Source organism: Macrococcus epidermidis (assembly GCF_003259695.1).
GTDB classification, from domain to species: Bacteria; Bacillota; Bacilli; order Staphylococcales; family Staphylococcaceae; genus Macrococcoides; species Macrococcoides epidermidis.
In genome coordinates this window covers 68,210-84,471 of sequence record NZ_PZJH01000006.1, presented here as the reverse complement: position 1 = coordinate 84,471, position 16,262 = coordinate 68,210, and the positions used below count along the sequence as shown (strand labels likewise).

The following is a 16,262-nucleotide window of genomic DNA, read 5'->3' as shown; positions in this document are numbered from 1 at the left end:
ATTATACTATAAAATATAACAGTATTGATAATGATTATCAATTATATGAGAGTGATTATGATTTATAGTATGAAATATTTTGTTATGGAAAATATGAAAGAAGGATATATATGAATCGATTAGAAGGTAAGCAGATTACCATTAATTATGGCGAAAGGGACATCATTAAAAATTTAGATGTTTCCATTCCTGATAAAAAAGTGACATCTATTATAGGGCCGAATGGATGCGGAAAATCAACGTTATTAAAAGCATTGTCAAGAATATTAAACGTAGCGCATGGTGAGGTTGTATTAGATGGAAAGAATATTCATCAGCAACCGACTAAAGAGGTTGCTAAAAAGATTGCAATCCTACCGCAATCACCTGATGTGGCAGATGGATTAAGCGTTTATGAACTGATCAGTTATGGCAGATTTCCTTATCAGAAAGGATTTGGTAGACTAACTCAGCTTGATCATCAGGAAATTGAATGGGCGATGCGTGTCACAGGTACAACAGATTTCAAAGATAAGAATGTTAATGATTTAAGTGGTGGACAACGACAACGCGTATGGATTGCTATGGCATTAGCTCAGAAGACGGATATTATTTTTCTGGATGAACCAACAACATATCTAGATATTTCGCATCAATTAGAAATTTTAGAACTTGTTAGAGATTTAAACGAACAGGAAAATTGTACGATTATAATGGTTCTCCATGATATTAATCAGGCAGTTCGATTTTCTGATCATATTATTGCAATGAAAGATGGGAATATCATTAAGCAGGGAGATACGATGAATGTTTTGACTAAGGATGTCTTAGAAGAAGTATTTAATATAGATGCCGAGCTCAGCGTAGATCCACGCAATGGAAAGCCGATGCTTGTAACCTATGATTTATTATGCAAGCACTATAGCAGGGATACAGATGAATAAACAAAGTACATTTACAAATAAACGATATATATTTTCCGGGAAATTATACATTGTCATTCCTTTGCTTCTTCTTTTATTGCTGGCAATGTTAATTGTTTCATTTATGTTGGGTGTAAATAACTATAGTTTTAAAACGATATATGATGCGCTATTTCATTATCGAGATATTTCTGAACATAATATTATTCGCGATATACGTATACCTAGAGAGATAGCTGCCATGCTCGTTGGGATGAGTCTTGCATGTACTGGTGCAGTCATGCAGGGCGTGACTAAGAATCCTTTGGCAGATCCTGCTTTAATCGGACTTAACTCAGGAGCAGCTTTAGGTATCAGTATTTTATTTGCATTTACGCGTGGAGCGAACTTTTTTGCGATTATACTGGCTGGATTTATCGGTGCAATTGTAGGAGGATCCATTGTATTGATGCTCGGTTTAAGTAAAAAAGGTGGCTTTAATACGATGCGTATTATATTAGCTGGAGCAGCTGTGAGTAGTTTGTTATTAGCAATTGCTGAAGGGATTTCATTATATTTTAGAACGAATCAAAGTTCGATGCTTTGGTCTAGTGGTGGTGTTGCTGGTACGACCTGGACACAACTAAAATATGCATCCCCGATAATATTAATTGTTATCATCTTCATACTGCTTATCGGTCATCAGCTTACTGTGTTATCTTTAGGTGATGAAATGGCACAAAGTTTAGGGGTCAATTTAACGACGATTAGAATTATATTCTCATTATTAACGATGATTTTAGCCGGTGTCGCAGTGGCAATGGCAGGTTCCTTAGCATTTGTTGGATTGATGATTCCACATATTGCACGTCTTTTAGTTGGCGTAGATTATAGAAAGTTGCTACCTGTCGCAACGCTTTTAGGTGGAATATTTCTTGTTTGTGCTGATATACTGGCACGTATGATGGGAGAGTCTCCAGTAGGTGCAATCATTTCAATTATAGGTGTGCCTTTCTTTATTTATCTCGTAAGAAAGGTAGGAATTTCATAATGCATACAAAAATTAAAAATGTGTTTGTACCAACTATTTTGATTATAATTTTATTTGCAATCATTACAGTGAGTATGACTGTTGGGGATTTTAAGATGTCACCATTACAATTCTTAAAAACATTATTTGGTATGGGAAATGAAACTGATACGATGGTGCTATATGAATTTCGTATGCCAAGATTACTTGTAACGATATTGTGTGGTGCTGCACTTAGTTTAAGTGGTGCACTACTGCAAAGTATTACTAAAAATCCACTGGCAGATCCAGGTATTATAGGGATAAACGCAGGCAGTGGCTTCTTTATAGCATTGCTGATGATATTCATGCCGGTCGACAGCAGTAATTTTGTATATGTACTGCCGCTATTTAGTTTGATTGGTGGTCTGATTACAGCAGCGACAGTATTTCTGTTGAGTAGTTCTAAACGTGGTTTAAATCCGATGCAAATGATTCTTATAGGGGTTGGGTTGTCTACTGCCCTCGCTGGTGCGATGATTATGATGACATCGACATTTAATAAAGAAGATGTTGAATTTATCTCTAAATGGCTAGGTGGTAATATATGGGGTGATACATGGCCATTCGTCTGGATGATTATTACCGTATTAATTATCACGATACCTATCCTTTTGCTGAAACTAGATATACTAAATATTCTTAATACACATGAACATATTTCAACAGGTCTTGGCATAAGGATTAATAGAGAAAGATTAGTGATTCTGATTATTTCTGTAATGTTGTGTGCAAGCGCAGTTTCAATTTGTGGTAGTATAGCATTCGTGGGTTTGATAGCTCCTCACATTGCACGTCAATTAGTTGGTCCGAGACATCAGGTTTTTATTCCGATTACAATATTGTTAGGTGCGATACTTTTAAGTTTTTCTGATACTTTAGGTCGTCTTTTAATAGAACCTGCTGGCATGCCTGCAGGTATCATAGTAAGTATTATTGGAGCACCATACTTTCTTTATTTAATGCGTAGAGGATTGTAGTGCGATGAAAGGTACATTTTCTGACTGGAAATGTGCCTTTTTATGCTTGTTGTGAACAGAAAGGGGAATAAGAATAGAAATAATGTGGAAGGGTGACAGTTATGGAGAAGCATCCATTAATTAGAGCATACGAAACGTTTATTAGAAATAGATCGCTGAATAAAATAGGAATTATAGGACAACCAGATGCAGGAAAAAGTGCATTGATTAATGCGCTGTGTCCAGCTAAAGCACATACATCTGTGCATACAGATGCTACTTTAGAAACTACGACTTATCCATATAATGATTATGGATTTTTGGTGGATTTTCCAGGTGTTGGGACAGAAGAAGTAACTGTTCAAAAATATAAAAAGATTATTCAGAATGAAGCAGCGATAGAACATTACTTTTATATTTTTTCAAGTAAAATCAAAGAAGTAGATATTGAGATGATTAAATATTTAAGCAAACAAGATAAGATGATTACGTTTATCTACAACAAAGTAGATGCGTTAATCGATGTGAACGGTAAAGATGACAAAGAAATATTAATGCGTGATAAAGATACGGAACTAAAAGTGACGTTAAAGCCTTATATAAAGACGCCACTTAACTATCACTTTACAAGTGCTTTAGATGGTACAGGGATTGAAACACTTAAATTACATATTGAAAGTATATTTGAAGAAGAACAAAAAGAATATATGCAAAGATACAATGATGCTGCTTATCTCGATAGCTATTTGAATTATAAAGTAAACTCATCATTTCCTAAACTGTTCACGCCGAGCTTTAAAAAGATTGTCTTAAAGGAAAATTTTAAAGTTATTGAACGTACGATAATGACACATTTTAAAATCCAGGAAGATGACATAATGGAGCGTCGAAAAGAATGGATTGATATAGATAAATTTGTCCGTGAGTTTGAAGAAATGAAAGAAAAAGATAAAAATAATGGGCTGTCGCAACTGATGGAGTTTACAAAAATTGTGCAATTAATTAGAACATCGTTTAAAATGAAAAGTATCAACCCTGTAACAGCGGCTGTTTCTTCTATTTTAGAGATGGGCTTGACAAATACATTTCCAATATTTCAAGCTGTTGCTAAATATGTAGAAGAAATTAAGCAGATTGCACGTGAAGTGATAGAAGATGACCAAAAACAAAATAATAATGCACAATAGGAGGTCGCTATGGCGGTAGAAAGAAAATGGTGGAAAGAAGCGGTATGCTATCAAGTTTATCCAAGAAGTTTTAAAGATTCAAATGGCGATGGAATCGGTGATATTAATGGAATTACTGAAAAGCTTGATTATTTGAAAGCATTGGGAATAGATGTAATATGGGTGAGTCCGATATTTGAATCGCCTAACGATGATAATGGCTATGATATTAGCGATTATCAAGCAATCATGAGAGATTTTGGAACGATGGAAGACTTTGATCGATTATTACATGAAGTGCATGAGCGAGGTATGAAACTTATCTTAGATCTTGTAATCAACCATACAAGTGATGAACATCAATGGTTTGTTGAAGCTCGAAAGAGTAAAGATAATACATTTCGTGACTGGTATATATGGAAAGATGGTAAAGCAGATAAAGAACCGAATAACTGGGCAAGTATATTTGAAGGCTCGGCATGGGAATATGATGTGACAACTGATCAATATTACATGCATGTATTTAGCAGAAAACAACCCGATTTAAACTGGGAAAATAAAGATATGCGTCAAGCAATCTATAATATGGTGAACTGGTGGCTTGATAAGGGAATCGATGGTTTTAGAGTAGATGCTATCAGTCACATCAAAAAAAGTTTCGAAAAAGGTGACTTACCCAATGTTGATAAGTTAGGCTACGCTGAATCTTTTGATGGCCATATGAATCAGCCTGGGATTCAAAACTATTTACAGGAATTAAAAGAAAACACTTTTGATAAGTATGACATAATGACGGTTGGTGAGGCAAACGGTGTCACAACCAAAGATGCTGATGAGTGGGTTGGCAAAGATAACGGTAAGTTTAACATGGTCTTTCAATTTGAACATTTAAATCTATGGGATCACAATGTAGGTAAAAGTTTTGATATATTAGGTTACAAAAAAGTATTAAGTGAATGGCAGAAAGGATTAGAAGCAACAGGATGGAATGCATTGTTCATTGAGAATCATGACCGTCAGCGTGTTTCATCTACATGGGGTGACGATGTAAATTATTGGTTTGAAAGCTCCACAAGTCATGCTATTGTATATTTCTTGTTGCAAGGTACGCCGTTTATATATCAAGGTCAGGAAATTGGGATGACCAATTATCCTTTTGAAACAATAGATGATTTCGATGATGTGCATGCTAAAAATATTTATAATCAGGAACTTAAAAAAGGAATGACAAAAGAAGCGGTGTTAGAAATGTTAGGGCGTATCTCAAGAGATAATACGCGTACACCGATGCAATGGGATGATACAAAAAATGCAGGTTTCACAACGGGTACACCTTGGTTAAAAGTGAATCCAAATTATGAAGAGATTAATGTTTTCGTACAGGAAAGAAAAGAAGATTCACTATTAAATTTCTATAAAAAAATGATTCAATTAAAGAAGGAAAACTTAACATTAACATATGGAACATTTGATTTAATCTATCCGGAAGACAAAAATGTTTTTGCATATACGCGTACATTAGATGATGAACAATATATTATTTTAGGAAATTTAAGTCACGACAAAGTCACTTTAAAGACAGATGAAAAGCTCGATTTAGCTAAAGAAAAACAAGTATTGAACAACTATCCAATTGATAAACAATCAGCTGATGTATTTACACTGATGCCTTTTGAGGCAAGAGTTTATAAAGTGCATTAATGATAGGAGAGGCTAGGACAGAAGTGTTCTGCCGCAAGCAAAAACCGGACAAAACTAATAAATCGCGCTTTGATTTATAGTTTTTGTTCGGTTTTTGTCGTAGGGGCAACTTCTGTTCCGCCGTTTAAGATGTTAAACAGAAGAGAGCTAAGACCTATGTTTCACCCTTATTTATTTAACAATAAATTTACAAAAAATAAATATGAAATACACATACAACTGATACAGTGAATAAGTAATATTAATTCACATTTGAGGAGTAAAGGACATGAAACAAATCTTAAGACTCGTATTAGTAGTTGCATTAATGATTTCAATGATGCCTTATTCAAAAGAAGCGCATGCGGCATCTAATTTATTAATTTCTGAGTATGTAGAAGGTTCTAGCTATAACAAAGCACTTGAAATTTATAACCCAGGCGATACACCAGTCGATTTATCAAATTATAGTCTTGTTACTTTTACGAATGGTGCAAACAGAACAACTGGAACGGTTACAGCTTTAAAGTTATCAGGTACGATCAATGCAAAATCAACATATGTTGTTGCAAATCAAAATGCTGGTGAAGCGGTGTTATCAAAGGCGCAACTTACAACAGGTAGCGCTGTAATGAATTTCAATGGTGATGACACAATCGTTTTATTCCAAAATTATGATGCAGTAACTAAAGATGGCGTTATTCAGGATTCTATCGGACAAATTGGAGTAGATCCAGGAACGGATTTCGGAACAGACGTTTCAACATTAGATATGACGTTAGTACGAACAAACGAATTAATGACAGCTGATACAAATATTGAAGATGCATACAATCCAAATCAACAATTTATTGCATTACCGAAAGATACATTTGATCAACTAGGTCAGTTCGATGGTACAGTTATAGCACCGCCAGCAGAAGTTGCTAAAGATGAGTATCAAGTGAAAGTTTTACGAGTAGTAGATGGAGATACGATTAAAATTTCACCTGCTATTATGGGCGCTGATACTATTCGTTTCGTGAATATGGATACAGCTGAAACATATCATTTAGATGCGTATGACGAAAGTTTAATTACAACAGACTTAAACCATAATCAAAAATATTATGGAGAATTAGCGAAAAAAGCATTGAATGAAAAATTAACTGCGGGTATGGATATTACAGTGAAGGTGAACAAAGATCACATTACGGATGACTACGGACGTGTATTAGGACAAGTTATCCGCACGAGTGACAATGTGAACATTAATTTAGAGATGGTAAGAGAAGGTTTTGCTGCAACTTACTTTATCTGGCCAGTATTAAGTATGGATGACTATAACATGTTTCAATCAGCAGTAAAAGCAGCGCAAGATACTGGAATTGGTATGTGGAATAGAGAAAATCCTCAAATGGAATTGCCTTTTGCATTCCGTGCACGATATGATGGCAAAGGTTTCTTAAGATATGTTGGTAATTCTGATACGAAAGTATTTTATGATCCGCAAAACTACGATCAGGTACCAGTAGATAAACGTATCTTTTTTACTAAAGAAGAAGCAATTGCACAAGGTTATACACCAGCTTCAGGAAATGGTGAAGGAGAAGTCGTGACTGAGCCAGCAAAAGTGATGGATATTCAGACAGCTCGTGAATCAGGTAAAGGTACTAATGCAATTGTAACTGGGACAGTGACACATATTGACGGTTATAACATTTATATTCAGGACAATACTGGTGGCATTGTTGTCCGCAGTAAAACAGTAAAACCTAATATTGGTGATGTCATTGAAGCTACTGGAGAAACAAGTGAATATTTCGGATTATATCAAATCGAATCTGAAAATATTAAAGTAACAGGCACTTCAAAAGTGACACCTGAAATTAAAGACTTATCTGCTATCGGTGAAACAGAAGAAGCAGAATTAATTACAATTAACGATGTTACAGTAAAATCAGTTAATGAGCATCAGGAATATACAGTAGAAGATGAAAACGGCAAAACGTTTATGATTAAAGTAAAATCAGGATTAGAAGTAGGTAAAACATATCATGCTATTACAGGTGTAGTAACATACAGTTATGATAACTATAAATTACTTCCAGTAGATATTGTAGAAAAAGAAATCGTTAAAGAAGTACCAAAGACTTTATCTGGAATAGCTTTCTTAGATCAAAACCACAATGGTAAATTTGACCGTCCAGATAAATTATTAAAAAATATAAAAGTGTCAATCTACAAAGAAAATGAACTTGTTGAAGAAGTGGTTACTGACAACAATGGTGAATATAAAGCATTATTATTAAACGGTCACTATACATTACGTTTCGAACAACCAAATGGACTTATTGAAACGTTTAATGATAAAGGTGATGACGAAGTAGATTCAGATATTATCAATGGGGAAGTCAAATTAGAGATTAATGAACTTGATAAACAAAATATTTCAGCTGGATACACAAAACCGGTTGGCAAAATGAAGCATAAATAATATTGCTAAAGACAGGGTAATTACCTGTCTTTTTTATTTTTAAAACCTCACACTTAACTTATCCTTTGATATAATAGCACCAATAGGGCATATCGGAGGAATGAATGTGGTAAGAATTGAAAAGAAGAAATTATATGAAGAGATTGCAGATCGCATTATTATGCAAATCAAAGAAGGTGAATTTGAGATCGATGAAAAACTGCCATCGATTCAAAAACTCGCTCAAGATTATGGCGTAGGACAAGCATCTATTAGAGAAGCTTTAAATGCTTTGCGTGTAATGGAACTCGTTGAAATCCGTCATGGTGAAGGAACGTTTGTAAAGCATATTAAACCTAAAGTCTTTTCTAAAGAGATGTCAGTATATACTAAAAAAGATATTATTGATTTATTAGAAGTACGTAAAATTATAGAAGTTGGCGCTGCAGGTCGTGCTGCTGTGAAGCATTCAGAAAAGGATTTACAGAATATTAAAGATGCACTCGAGCAGATGAAACTAGCAGTACATAATAAAGCAATTGGTGAACAAAGTGACTTTGCTTTCCATTTAGCGATTGCTAAAGCTACTAAGAATGAGTTGTTAGCTCAACTATTAGTAGAAGTATCAGATAAAGTGAAGACAACAATGAAAGAGACGCGTAAAATCTGGATTTATACAGAAACGAAATCTATCGAGAAGTTATATAAAGAACATCTTGAGATTTATGAAGCAATCAAACAAAAAGATATAAAACTTTCTGAAGAAAAGATGCTTAAACATTTAGAAGAAGTGGAATATGTACTATTAGAACATTTAGAAACAAAGTAAGAATGGAATTTTGTCACTTGCATTTAGATTATCATTCCAATAAAATAGTACTGTTAGAGATACAGTCATCCGATGACTGAAAATTTTATCAATATTGGGCGATATTGATAACTAGAGGGGTGTTTCATTATGAAAGTAAGTTTATTTAGTACATGTTTAGTAGACGTTTTTGAAAAAAGAGTGGGTATTGCAACTGTAGAATTACTTGAAAAATTAGGTTGTGAAGTGGACTTTCCTGCGGCACAAGTATGTTGTGGGCAACCGGCATATAATTCTGGATATCATGAAGAAACGAAAAAAGCCGCACAAAACATGATCAAAGCTTTTGAAAATTCAGAGTATGTTGTAGCACCGTCTGGTTCATGTATTACAATGTTTAAACATTATCCAGATTTATTTAAAGATGATATGGTGTGGCGTGATCGCGCAAAACGTTTGGCGGATAAATCTTATGAAGTAACACAATTTATCGTTAATGTTCTTGGTGTTACGGATGTAGGTGCCAAGTTAGAAGGTAAAGCAACAATGCATCCATCATGCCATAATACACGTTTATTACATAATTCAGAGCCACCGAAGAAGTTATTATCAGCAGTAGAAGGATTAGAGATTGTAGAGCTACCTGAATATTACAATTGTTGTGGATTCGGTGGAACATTTGCTGTTAAGATGAATGATGTTTCAGGTGAAATGGTCGATGAAAAAGTAGATTGTATCGTAAAAAGTGGTGCCGATTATTTAGTTGGCGCAGATGCAAGTTGCTTAATGAATATTGAAGGACGTTTAAAACGTCGAGGTGAAAAAGTTAAGGTTTATCACATCGTAGAAATCCTGAATAATAATACAGAGGCGGTGACTGTATAATGAGTATGAAAATTGGTAATGAAACATTTAAGAAAGCTGTAAAAACAGAACTTAAAGATGATTTTATGCGTGGTGCGGTCTCTAGTGCCCAAGATAGATTGCGTGAACGAAAAATAAAGTCTCAGGAATCACTAGGTAACTGGGAGGAGTGGAGAAGTCACTCTGAAGAGATCCGTCAGCATACATTAGCGAATTTAGACTATTATTTAAATATGCTCGCAGAAAATGTCGCAGCAAAAGGCGGACATGTATTTTTTGCTGAAACTGCAGAAGAAGCAAATGAGTATGTTCAAAAAGTATTAGTAGAAAAAAAGGCGAAAAAAGTAGCAAAGTCAAAATCAATGGTTACAGAAGAGATTGATTTGAATAAGGCGATGGAAGCTGTTGGTTGTGAAGTCATCGAAACAGACTTAGGTGAATATATTTTACAAGTTGATGATCACAATCCACCATCACATATCGTTACACCAGCTTTACACATGAATAAAGATCAGATTCAAAAAGTTTTTACTGAAAAACTAGGTTACACTAAATCAAATAGTCCTGAAGATTTAGCTTTATTTGCACGTAAAAAGCTTCGAGAAGAATTCTTGTCAGCAGATGTTGGTATTACAGGTTGTAATTTCGGTGTTGCTGAAAGTGGATCTTTCACATTAGTAACGAACGAAGGTAATGCACGTATGGTAACAACATTACCAAAAACACAGATTACTGTGATGGGTATGGAACGTATTGTACCAACACACGAAGAATTAGAAGTATTAGTTTCTATGTTAACGCGTGCAGCTGTTGGACAAAATTTAACAAGTTATGTGACAACTTTAACAGGCCCTCGTGCAGATGATGAAATCGATGGACCAGAAGAATTTCATTTAGTTATCGTTGATAATGGACGTTCTAAAATATTAGGTACACAATTCCAATCTATTTTACAATGTATCCGTTGTGCAGCTTGTGTTAACGTGTGTCCTGTATACCGCCAGGTTGGAGGACACTCTTACGGTTCTATCTATCCAGGACCAGTCGGTGCTGTATTGACACCTTTATTGGGTGGTTATAAAGATTATAAAGAACTACCATATGCATCAACACTATGCGGTGCGTGTACGGAAGCATGTCCTGTTAAAATCCCGTTACATGACTTATTGTTAGAACATAGACGTGTCATTGTGGAAGAAGAACACATGTCTCCTGTAGCAGAACGATTAGTCATGAAAGGATTTAGTATGGGAGCATCTCATGCAACTTTATTTAAATATGGCACTAAGATGGCCCCTTCAATGATGGCACCATTTGAAAATAAACAAGAACATATGATAACAAAAGGACCGAAACCATTACATGCCTGGACTGATACACGCGATTTCCCAATGCCGGATGAAGAGAATTTCCGTGACTGGATGCAAAACAGATTGAAAAGAGGTGCGAAATAATGAAAGGAACAATTCAAAATAAAGATTCGTTTATGAGTAACATCTCAAAAAATCTTAATCGTGCAATGCCTGAAAAGGTAGAAATCCCTGAGTGGAAATTTAGACCACAAGATAAAACATTAACAGGACTTTCTCAAGATGAGTTGTTGGATGTTTTAAAGCAGCAATGTGAATTTATCCATACTGATTTAGTTGTGACTAATTCAAATGAAGTAAATAAAACTTTATCAGATGTTATTGCGAAATATGGGAATGGTGAAGTAATTGCTACAAATGATAAACGCTACGCAGAATATGGTATTGATTTAGCTGCTCAAGATGCCTTTATCTGGGATGAAGCTAAAGGTGCTGAAAATTTACATGTAGCTGAACGTGCGAATGTCGGCATTACAATTAGTGAATCAACATTAGCTGAAAGTGGGACAGTTGTATTATATGCAGATAAAGGGATTGGTAGAAGTGTGAGTCTTTTACCAGCAACTTATATTGCGATTGTACCTAAATCTACTATTGTGCCAAGATTTACACAAGCTGCTCAAGAAATGAATGAAATGATGAAAGACGCAGCTAACTTTCCAACTTGCATTAACTTAATTACTGGACCATCTAACTCAGCGGATATAGAGATGAAACTTGTAGTAGGTGTTCATGGTCCAATTAAAGCAACATATATTGTTTTAGATGATAAATAATATTCCAGCCTGGAGCAAAAGCTCCAGGTTGTTTATTTTGCTATTGCTTTAATAAATATTATGTTTTGTATAGAATAGTGTTAACGTTCATAAAATAAATTTTTATGGAGGCATGAAATGACGATATTTAATAATAAAGTTGCCAATAAGTATGATGCATATTTTGAAACGAAAAAAGGACGATATGTTTGGCAAGTTGAAACAGATTTAATGAATCAATTGATTGATATTGAAAGTGGTATGCGTGTGCTTGAAATTGGTAGTGGTACAGGTATATATAGTATTCCATTTGCACAACAAGGGTGTAATGTAACAGGTATTGATATTTCAGGTGAAATGTTAGCAATTGCACGTCAGAAAGTAATTGAACAGCAATTAAATTTAGATTTTATACATATGGATGCTAATGCGCTTCATTTTTCTGAGAATACTTTTGATCGTATTTATTCGATGGGTGTATTAGATTTTGTAGATGATTTAGAACATGCTTTTGAGCAAGCCTATCGTGTGCTAAAGCCTGGTGGTAAAATCTCCATTGCTGTTGTTAATCGAGATAGTGCTTGGGGGAAACGTTATATGGACCCGCAATATAATAAAGGAAAAGTGTATGCACATGCCCATTTTAAAAATTTAAATGAGCTGATGCGTATTCATCCGGAAGAAATAATAGGCTCAGGAGAGTGTTTATTCGTTCCGCCCGATGCGGAGGAAAGTGAATTTACTTTAGAGAATGAAAGATTGATGAGTGACAATGCAGGTGGATGGATTAATGTCGTCTGGCAGAAGAAAGAAGGATAATTAATGAAAGAAAAAAATATCGATATTCAATTCGATCATATTATACATTATATAAATGGCATTGAAGACTTTCGTTTTCCGGGTAATAAATTAAATATTATCCCAGGAGGAAAACATTTGTCGTTAGGCACTAAAAATAGTTTAAGTAGAATAGATTTATCTTATATCGAATTTATCGACGTATTTGATAAACAATTAATAGAAGCTGCGATGAAAGATGATAAAGAATATTTGAGTTTCGCGAGTACATTAGGAAGAACTAATTATACTGAAGGATTTAAACGATTATGTTTTAGAACGCATGACATTTATGCCCTAAATCATCACTTTAAATCGTTAGGTTTAAAGACATTAGGACCATTAAAGATGGAAAGAGTCACACCTCAAGGTAAACTGATACAATGGGAACTTTTATATATAGATGACGAACGTAATTTTGAGTTACCTTTCTTTATACAATGGGGAGAGTCGGATAAAGAAAGACAGAAAGTATTAGAAAGTGAGATGCAATTGCACCTTCATATCGACACGATTGTTATCGAAACGCATGACTTTGATAGCATTGCAGAAATATTTGTATCGTGGCTTGATTATGAAGTAATAGGTGGGGTTATCAATACATATTTTCTATTAAAAAAAGAAGGATTACCTCATATTAAGTTAGTCCCTGGAAATGAAAACAAAATCAGAAGATTAGAAATAAAAACACAAGATGACAGTCTTAAAGGCGAACATCTTGTGCATGATGCAGTATATGCATTTATTTAACGTAAACATAATTGTAGATGACCATAACGATTAAATAGATATGATAAGAAGTAATAATAATTGTTAAAGCTGCAAGTATTTTTGTAAATGATGTAACGCGTGTAATTAAAAATAATATAGACAAAATAACTGCAAAACCAGCAGAAATGATATGGACACTCAATAAATTAATAGAAGCATCGGTTGATATAGTATATATAAAATATGCGTTGATAACCGCAAGTAACACTAATAATAAATTTTTCAACATATAAAAAACCTCATTTTTTATAGAATAATGTTAAAATAATAAAGTAACATTAACATTAGTTCAATTATAACAATAAAATAATAAAAATTGTTGCGTAACGTATGAAAGGATTCTTATTATGACAGTTTCAAGAATGAATATAAGTAATGAAGTACATGATCATTTCGTAAAAACACATGATAACGGAGATTTATTACAACTAACGGATTGGGCAGCTTCAAAATCTCGTTCAGGTTGGTATGCACGACGTATTGCTGTTGGTCGAGATGGTGAGATTGTCGGGGTAGGACAATTACTGTTCAAGAAAGTACCTAAATTACCATACAAACTTTGCTATATTTCTAGAGGATTTATTGTTGATTACAAAGATAAAGAAGCGGTAGAAGCATTAGTAAAGGATGCAATCAAAGTTGCAAAATCAGAAAAAGCATATGTGATAAAAATCGATCCTGATGTTGAAGTAAAATCAATGGGTAATATGGTACAACAATTAGAAGCATTAGGCTTTATACACCGAGGATTTGGTGATGGCTTAAGTTCAGATTACATTCAGCCTCGAATGACGATGGTGACAGATATTAGTGTTGACGATGAAACTTTGCTTAAATCATTTGAAAGAAACAATCGTTCAAAAGTGAAACGTAGTTTGAAGATGGGAACAGATTGTATTAAAGGTGATAGAACGGATTTAGGTACATTTGCTGAATTGATGAAAGAAACAGGAGCGCGTGATGGCTTTTTAACGCGAGATGTTTCCTACTTTGAAAACATTTATGATGCATTGAATCCAAATGGCGATGCCGAATTATTTTTAGTGAAATTAGTACCAGACAAAGTCCTTCGAAATTTAAACCAGGAACTTATCGATATTGAAGTACAGAAAGAAAAACTCACGCAAAAGAAAGATCAGAAGAAAGCACAGAATCAGCTAAATGATTTAAATATTAAACAAGAGAAAATTCAAAAACAAATTGCAGCGTTAGAAACTTTAAAACAAACGCACCCTGAAGGCAAAGTATTATCAGCTGCATTACTAACGTTTGCTGGTAAAAAGTCATACTACTTATATGGCGCTTCGAGCAATGAATTCAGAGATTACTTACCTAACCATAATATGCAATTTAGTATGATGCAATATGCACGTTCAGTTGGCGCTACAAGTTACGATTTCGGTGGAACGAGTAAAGAGCCAGATAAAGACTCAGAGTATTTTGGATTATGGCAATTTAAGAAAGTCTGGGGTACTAGATTAAGTGAAAAAGTTGGAGAATTTGATTATGTATTAAATCAACCGATTTATCATTTAATAGAAGTTGTTAAACCAAAAATGACAGATCTTAAGAAGAAGATTAAAATAAGAACTAAGTAAAAGTTAATATAATAATTGAGGTGACAGCTTTTGAGAATAGCATTTATCGGTGGCGGTAAAATGGTTACAGAGATGGTTAAAGGGTTAAACAGAAGTGGACTTACTAGAACGGATTTAGGTATTTGGATGAGAAATAAAGATAAACTTCAAAGCTTTAATGCAAAACATAATATTACACCACTTACAAAGATGAGTGATATTACACAGTACGATGCAATTATTCTTGGTGTGACACCTAACAATTACCGTGAAGTTACTTCAAAAATGGCAAAACAAATACGCGAACATCATATTCTTATTTCTATCGTCGGTGGATTATCTATTCAGGAGATTGATGATGAATTTGATGAGCACCCAAAAATTATTCGACTTATGCCTAATACACCGGTGGGGGTTAATGCTGGTGTGCTAGCGATGAGTAAAAATGAATTTGTCGAGAAAAAAGAAGCAAAGCAAGTGGAAGAAATAATGAAACGTTTAGGCTATACACATTGGATTGATGAATCTTTAATGCACTTAATGCCTGCTGTGACTGGATCCAGCCCGACGTTTATATATCTTCTCATTGAAGCGATGGCAGACAATGCTGTGAGTGAAGGATTAAATCGTGAGCTTGCATATCAAATGGTTAGTGAGATGATTATTGGTGCAGGAACGATGGTACGTCAAACGAAAGCGCATCCCGGTGTATTAAAAGATCAGGTAACAACACCAGGTGGTTCTACAATTCAAGGTGTAAAAATGTTAGAAGAAAAAGGTTTTAGAGATGCTATCTCAAAAGCGATGGATGCGATTAACGCTTTTAATAAAGGTTAAGAGGCTGACACGAAAGTGTACAGTCTCTTTTTTAGTTAAAGATGCTAAAAATTGATTGTTTTGTATTCATATATAGAAACGGATTTACAAATGTAACGTATAATATAAATAGGCAGTTAAAGACGCTAAATGAAGTTAAAAATATCGCAAGTAATCTGTAGGTAATATTTTTAGAGAGGCTCAGATCATTAGAAAAATGATAATGTATGCCTATCAGAAAAGTAACGATACAA

15 protein-coding genes are annotated in these 16,262 nt (G+C 34.3%); 14 read left to right on the top strand and 1 reads right to left on the bottom strand.

Annotated features, from left to right (window positions below; genetic code table 11):
• Positions 1-110 precede the first annotated feature (110 nt).
• From BHU61_RS11065 to BHU61_RS11010, 12 genes are all read left to right on the top strand, one after another.
• Positions 111-923 (top strand): ABC transporter ATP-binding protein, encoded by an 813-nt coding sequence (locus BHU61_RS11065; RefSeq protein WP_111716860.1) that lies wholly within the window; start codon positions 111-113, stop codon positions 921-923.
• Entirely contained in the window at positions 916-1,932 is a 1,017-nt protein-coding gene (locus tag BHU61_RS11060; protein ID WP_111716859.1) for a FecCD family ABC transporter permease, read from the top strand. The genes BHU61_RS11065 and BHU61_RS11060 overlap by 8 nt, the downstream gene beginning before the upstream one ends.
• Positions 1,932-2,930, top strand: coding sequence for a FecCD family ABC transporter permease (locus BHU61_RS11055; RefSeq protein ID WP_199798229.1), 999 nt, complete (start codon positions 1,932-1,934; stop codon positions 2,928-2,930). The genes BHU61_RS11060 and BHU61_RS11055 overlap by 1 nt, the downstream gene beginning before the upstream one ends.
• A gap of 101 nt (positions 2,931-3,031) precedes the next feature.
• Positions 3,032-4,096 carry a GTPase domain-containing protein gene (locus BHU61_RS11050; RefSeq protein ID WP_111716855.1) on the top strand — a complete coding sequence of 355 codons (1,065 nt, stop codon included), beginning with the start codon at positions 3,032-3,034 and terminating at the stop codon, positions 4,094-4,096.
• 9 nt (positions 4,097-4,105) lie between these two features.
• Positions 4,106-5,776 (top strand): glycoside hydrolase family 13 protein, encoded by a 1,671-nt coding sequence (locus BHU61_RS11045; protein ID WP_111716853.1) that lies wholly within the window; start codon positions 4,106-4,108, stop codon positions 5,774-5,776.
• Between the two features lie 268 nt (positions 5,777-6,044).
• Entirely contained in the window at positions 6,045-8,231 is a 2,187-nt protein-coding gene (locus BHU61_RS11040; protein ID WP_111716851.1) for a thermonuclease family protein, read from the top strand.
• A 106-nt stretch (positions 8,232-8,337) separates the two neighbouring features.
• Positions 8,338-9,039 carry a FadR/GntR family transcriptional regulator gene (locus tag BHU61_RS11035; protein WP_111716849.1) on the top strand — a complete coding sequence of 234 codons (702 nt, stop codon included), beginning with the start codon at positions 8,338-8,340 and terminating at the stop codon, positions 9,037-9,039.
• Between the two features lie 129 nt (positions 9,040-9,168).
• Positions 9,169-9,903, top strand: a complete 735-nt coding sequence (locus tag BHU61_RS11030; protein WP_111716847.1) for a (Fe-S)-binding protein — start codon at positions 9,169-9,171, stop codon at positions 9,901-9,903.
• On the top strand, positions 9,903-11,336 hold the full coding sequence (locus tag BHU61_RS11025) for a LutB/LldF family L-lactate oxidation iron-sulfur protein (RefSeq protein WP_111716845.1): 1,434 nt from the start codon (positions 9,903-9,905) through the stop codon (positions 11,334-11,336). Before BHU61_RS11030 ends, BHU61_RS11025 begins: the two co-directional genes overlap by 1 nt.
• Entirely contained in the window at positions 11,336-12,028 is a 693-nt protein-coding gene (locus BHU61_RS11020) for a LutC/YkgG family protein (RefSeq protein WP_199798228.1), read from the top strand. Before BHU61_RS11025 ends, BHU61_RS11020 begins: the two co-directional genes overlap by 1 nt.
• Positions 12,029-12,145: 117 nt before the next feature.
• On the top strand, positions 12,146-12,826 hold the full coding sequence (locus BHU61_RS11015; RefSeq protein WP_111716841.1) for a class I SAM-dependent methyltransferase: 681 nt from the start codon (positions 12,146-12,148) through the stop codon (positions 12,824-12,826).
• A gap of 3 nt (positions 12,827-12,829) precedes the next feature.
• On the top strand, positions 12,830-13,594 hold the full coding sequence (locus tag BHU61_RS11010) for a VOC family protein (RefSeq protein ID WP_111716839.1): 765 nt from the start codon (positions 12,830-12,832) through the stop codon (positions 13,592-13,594).
• Here BHU61_RS11010 and BHU61_RS11005 read toward each other — a convergent pair.
• A complete protein-coding gene (locus BHU61_RS11005; protein WP_111716837.1) occupies positions 13,587-13,844 on the bottom strand; it encodes a hypothetical protein in 258 nt (85 codons plus the stop codon). The genes BHU61_RS11010 and BHU61_RS11005 overlap by 8 nt on opposite strands.
• Before the next feature lie 118 nt (positions 13,845-13,962).
• On the opposite strand from BHU61_RS11005, the gene BHU61_RS11000 reads away from it, so the two are divergent.
• Together BHU61_RS11000 and proC are read left to right on the top strand one after the other, a co-directional pair.
• Positions 13,963-15,213 (top strand): lipid II:glycine glycyltransferase FemX, encoded by a 1,251-nt coding sequence (locus BHU61_RS11000; RefSeq protein ID WP_111716835.1) that lies wholly within the window; start codon positions 13,963-13,965, stop codon positions 15,211-15,213.
• Between the two features lie 30 nt (positions 15,214-15,243).
• Entirely contained in the window at positions 15,244-16,029 is a 786-nt protein-coding gene (proC, locus tag BHU61_RS10995; protein ID WP_111716833.1) for a pyrroline-5-carboxylate reductase, read from the top strand.
• The last annotated feature ends 233 nt before the right edge of the window (positions 16,030-16,262 follow it).

Excerpts from the sequence above, each read along its gene's own strand:
- BHU61_RS11065 (WP_111716860.1), top strand. The coding sequence starts at position 111 with ATGAATCGATTAGAAGGTAAGCAGATTACCATTAATTATGGCGAAAGG.
- BHU61_RS11060 (WP_111716859.1), top strand. The coding sequence starts at position 916 with ATGAATAAACAAAGTACATTTACAAATAAACGATATATATTTTCCGGG.
- BHU61_RS11055 (WP_199798229.1), top strand. The coding sequence starts at position 1,932 with ATGCATACAAAAATTAAAAATGTGTTTGTACCAACTATTTTGATTATA.
- BHU61_RS11050 (WP_111716855.1), top strand. The coding sequence starts at position 3,032 with ATGGAGAAGCATCCATTAATTAGAGCATACGAAACGTTTATTAGAAAT.
- BHU61_RS11045 (WP_111716853.1), top strand. The coding sequence starts at position 4,106 with ATGGCGGTAGAAAGAAAATGGTGGAAAGAAGCGGTATGCTATCAAGTT.
- BHU61_RS11040 (WP_111716851.1), top strand. The coding sequence starts at position 6,045 with ATGAAACAAATCTTAAGACTCGTATTAGTAGTTGCATTAATGATTTCA.
- BHU61_RS11030 (WP_111716847.1), top strand. The coding sequence starts at position 9,169 with ATGAAAGTAAGTTTATTTAGTACATGTTTAGTAGACGTTTTTGAAAAA.
- BHU61_RS11025 (WP_111716845.1), top strand. The coding sequence starts at position 9,903 with ATGAGTATGAAAATTGGTAATGAAACATTTAAGAAAGCTGTAAAAACA.
- BHU61_RS11020 (WP_199798228.1), top strand. The coding sequence starts at position 11,336 with ATGAAAGGAACAATTCAAAATAAAGATTCGTTTATGAGTAACATCTCA.
- BHU61_RS11015 (WP_111716841.1), top strand. The coding sequence starts at position 12,146 with ATGACGATATTTAATAATAAAGTTGCCAATAAGTATGATGCATATTTT.
- BHU61_RS11010 (WP_111716839.1), top strand. The coding sequence starts at position 12,830 with ATGAAAGAAAAAAATATCGATATTCAATTCGATCATATTATACATTAT.
- BHU61_RS11005 (WP_111716837.1), bottom strand. The coding sequence starts at position 13,844 with ATGTTGAAAAATTTATTATTAGTGTTACTTGCGGTTATCAACGCATAT.
- BHU61_RS11000 (WP_111716835.1), top strand. The coding sequence starts at position 13,963 with ATGACAGTTTCAAGAATGAATATAAGTAATGAAGTACATGATCATTTC.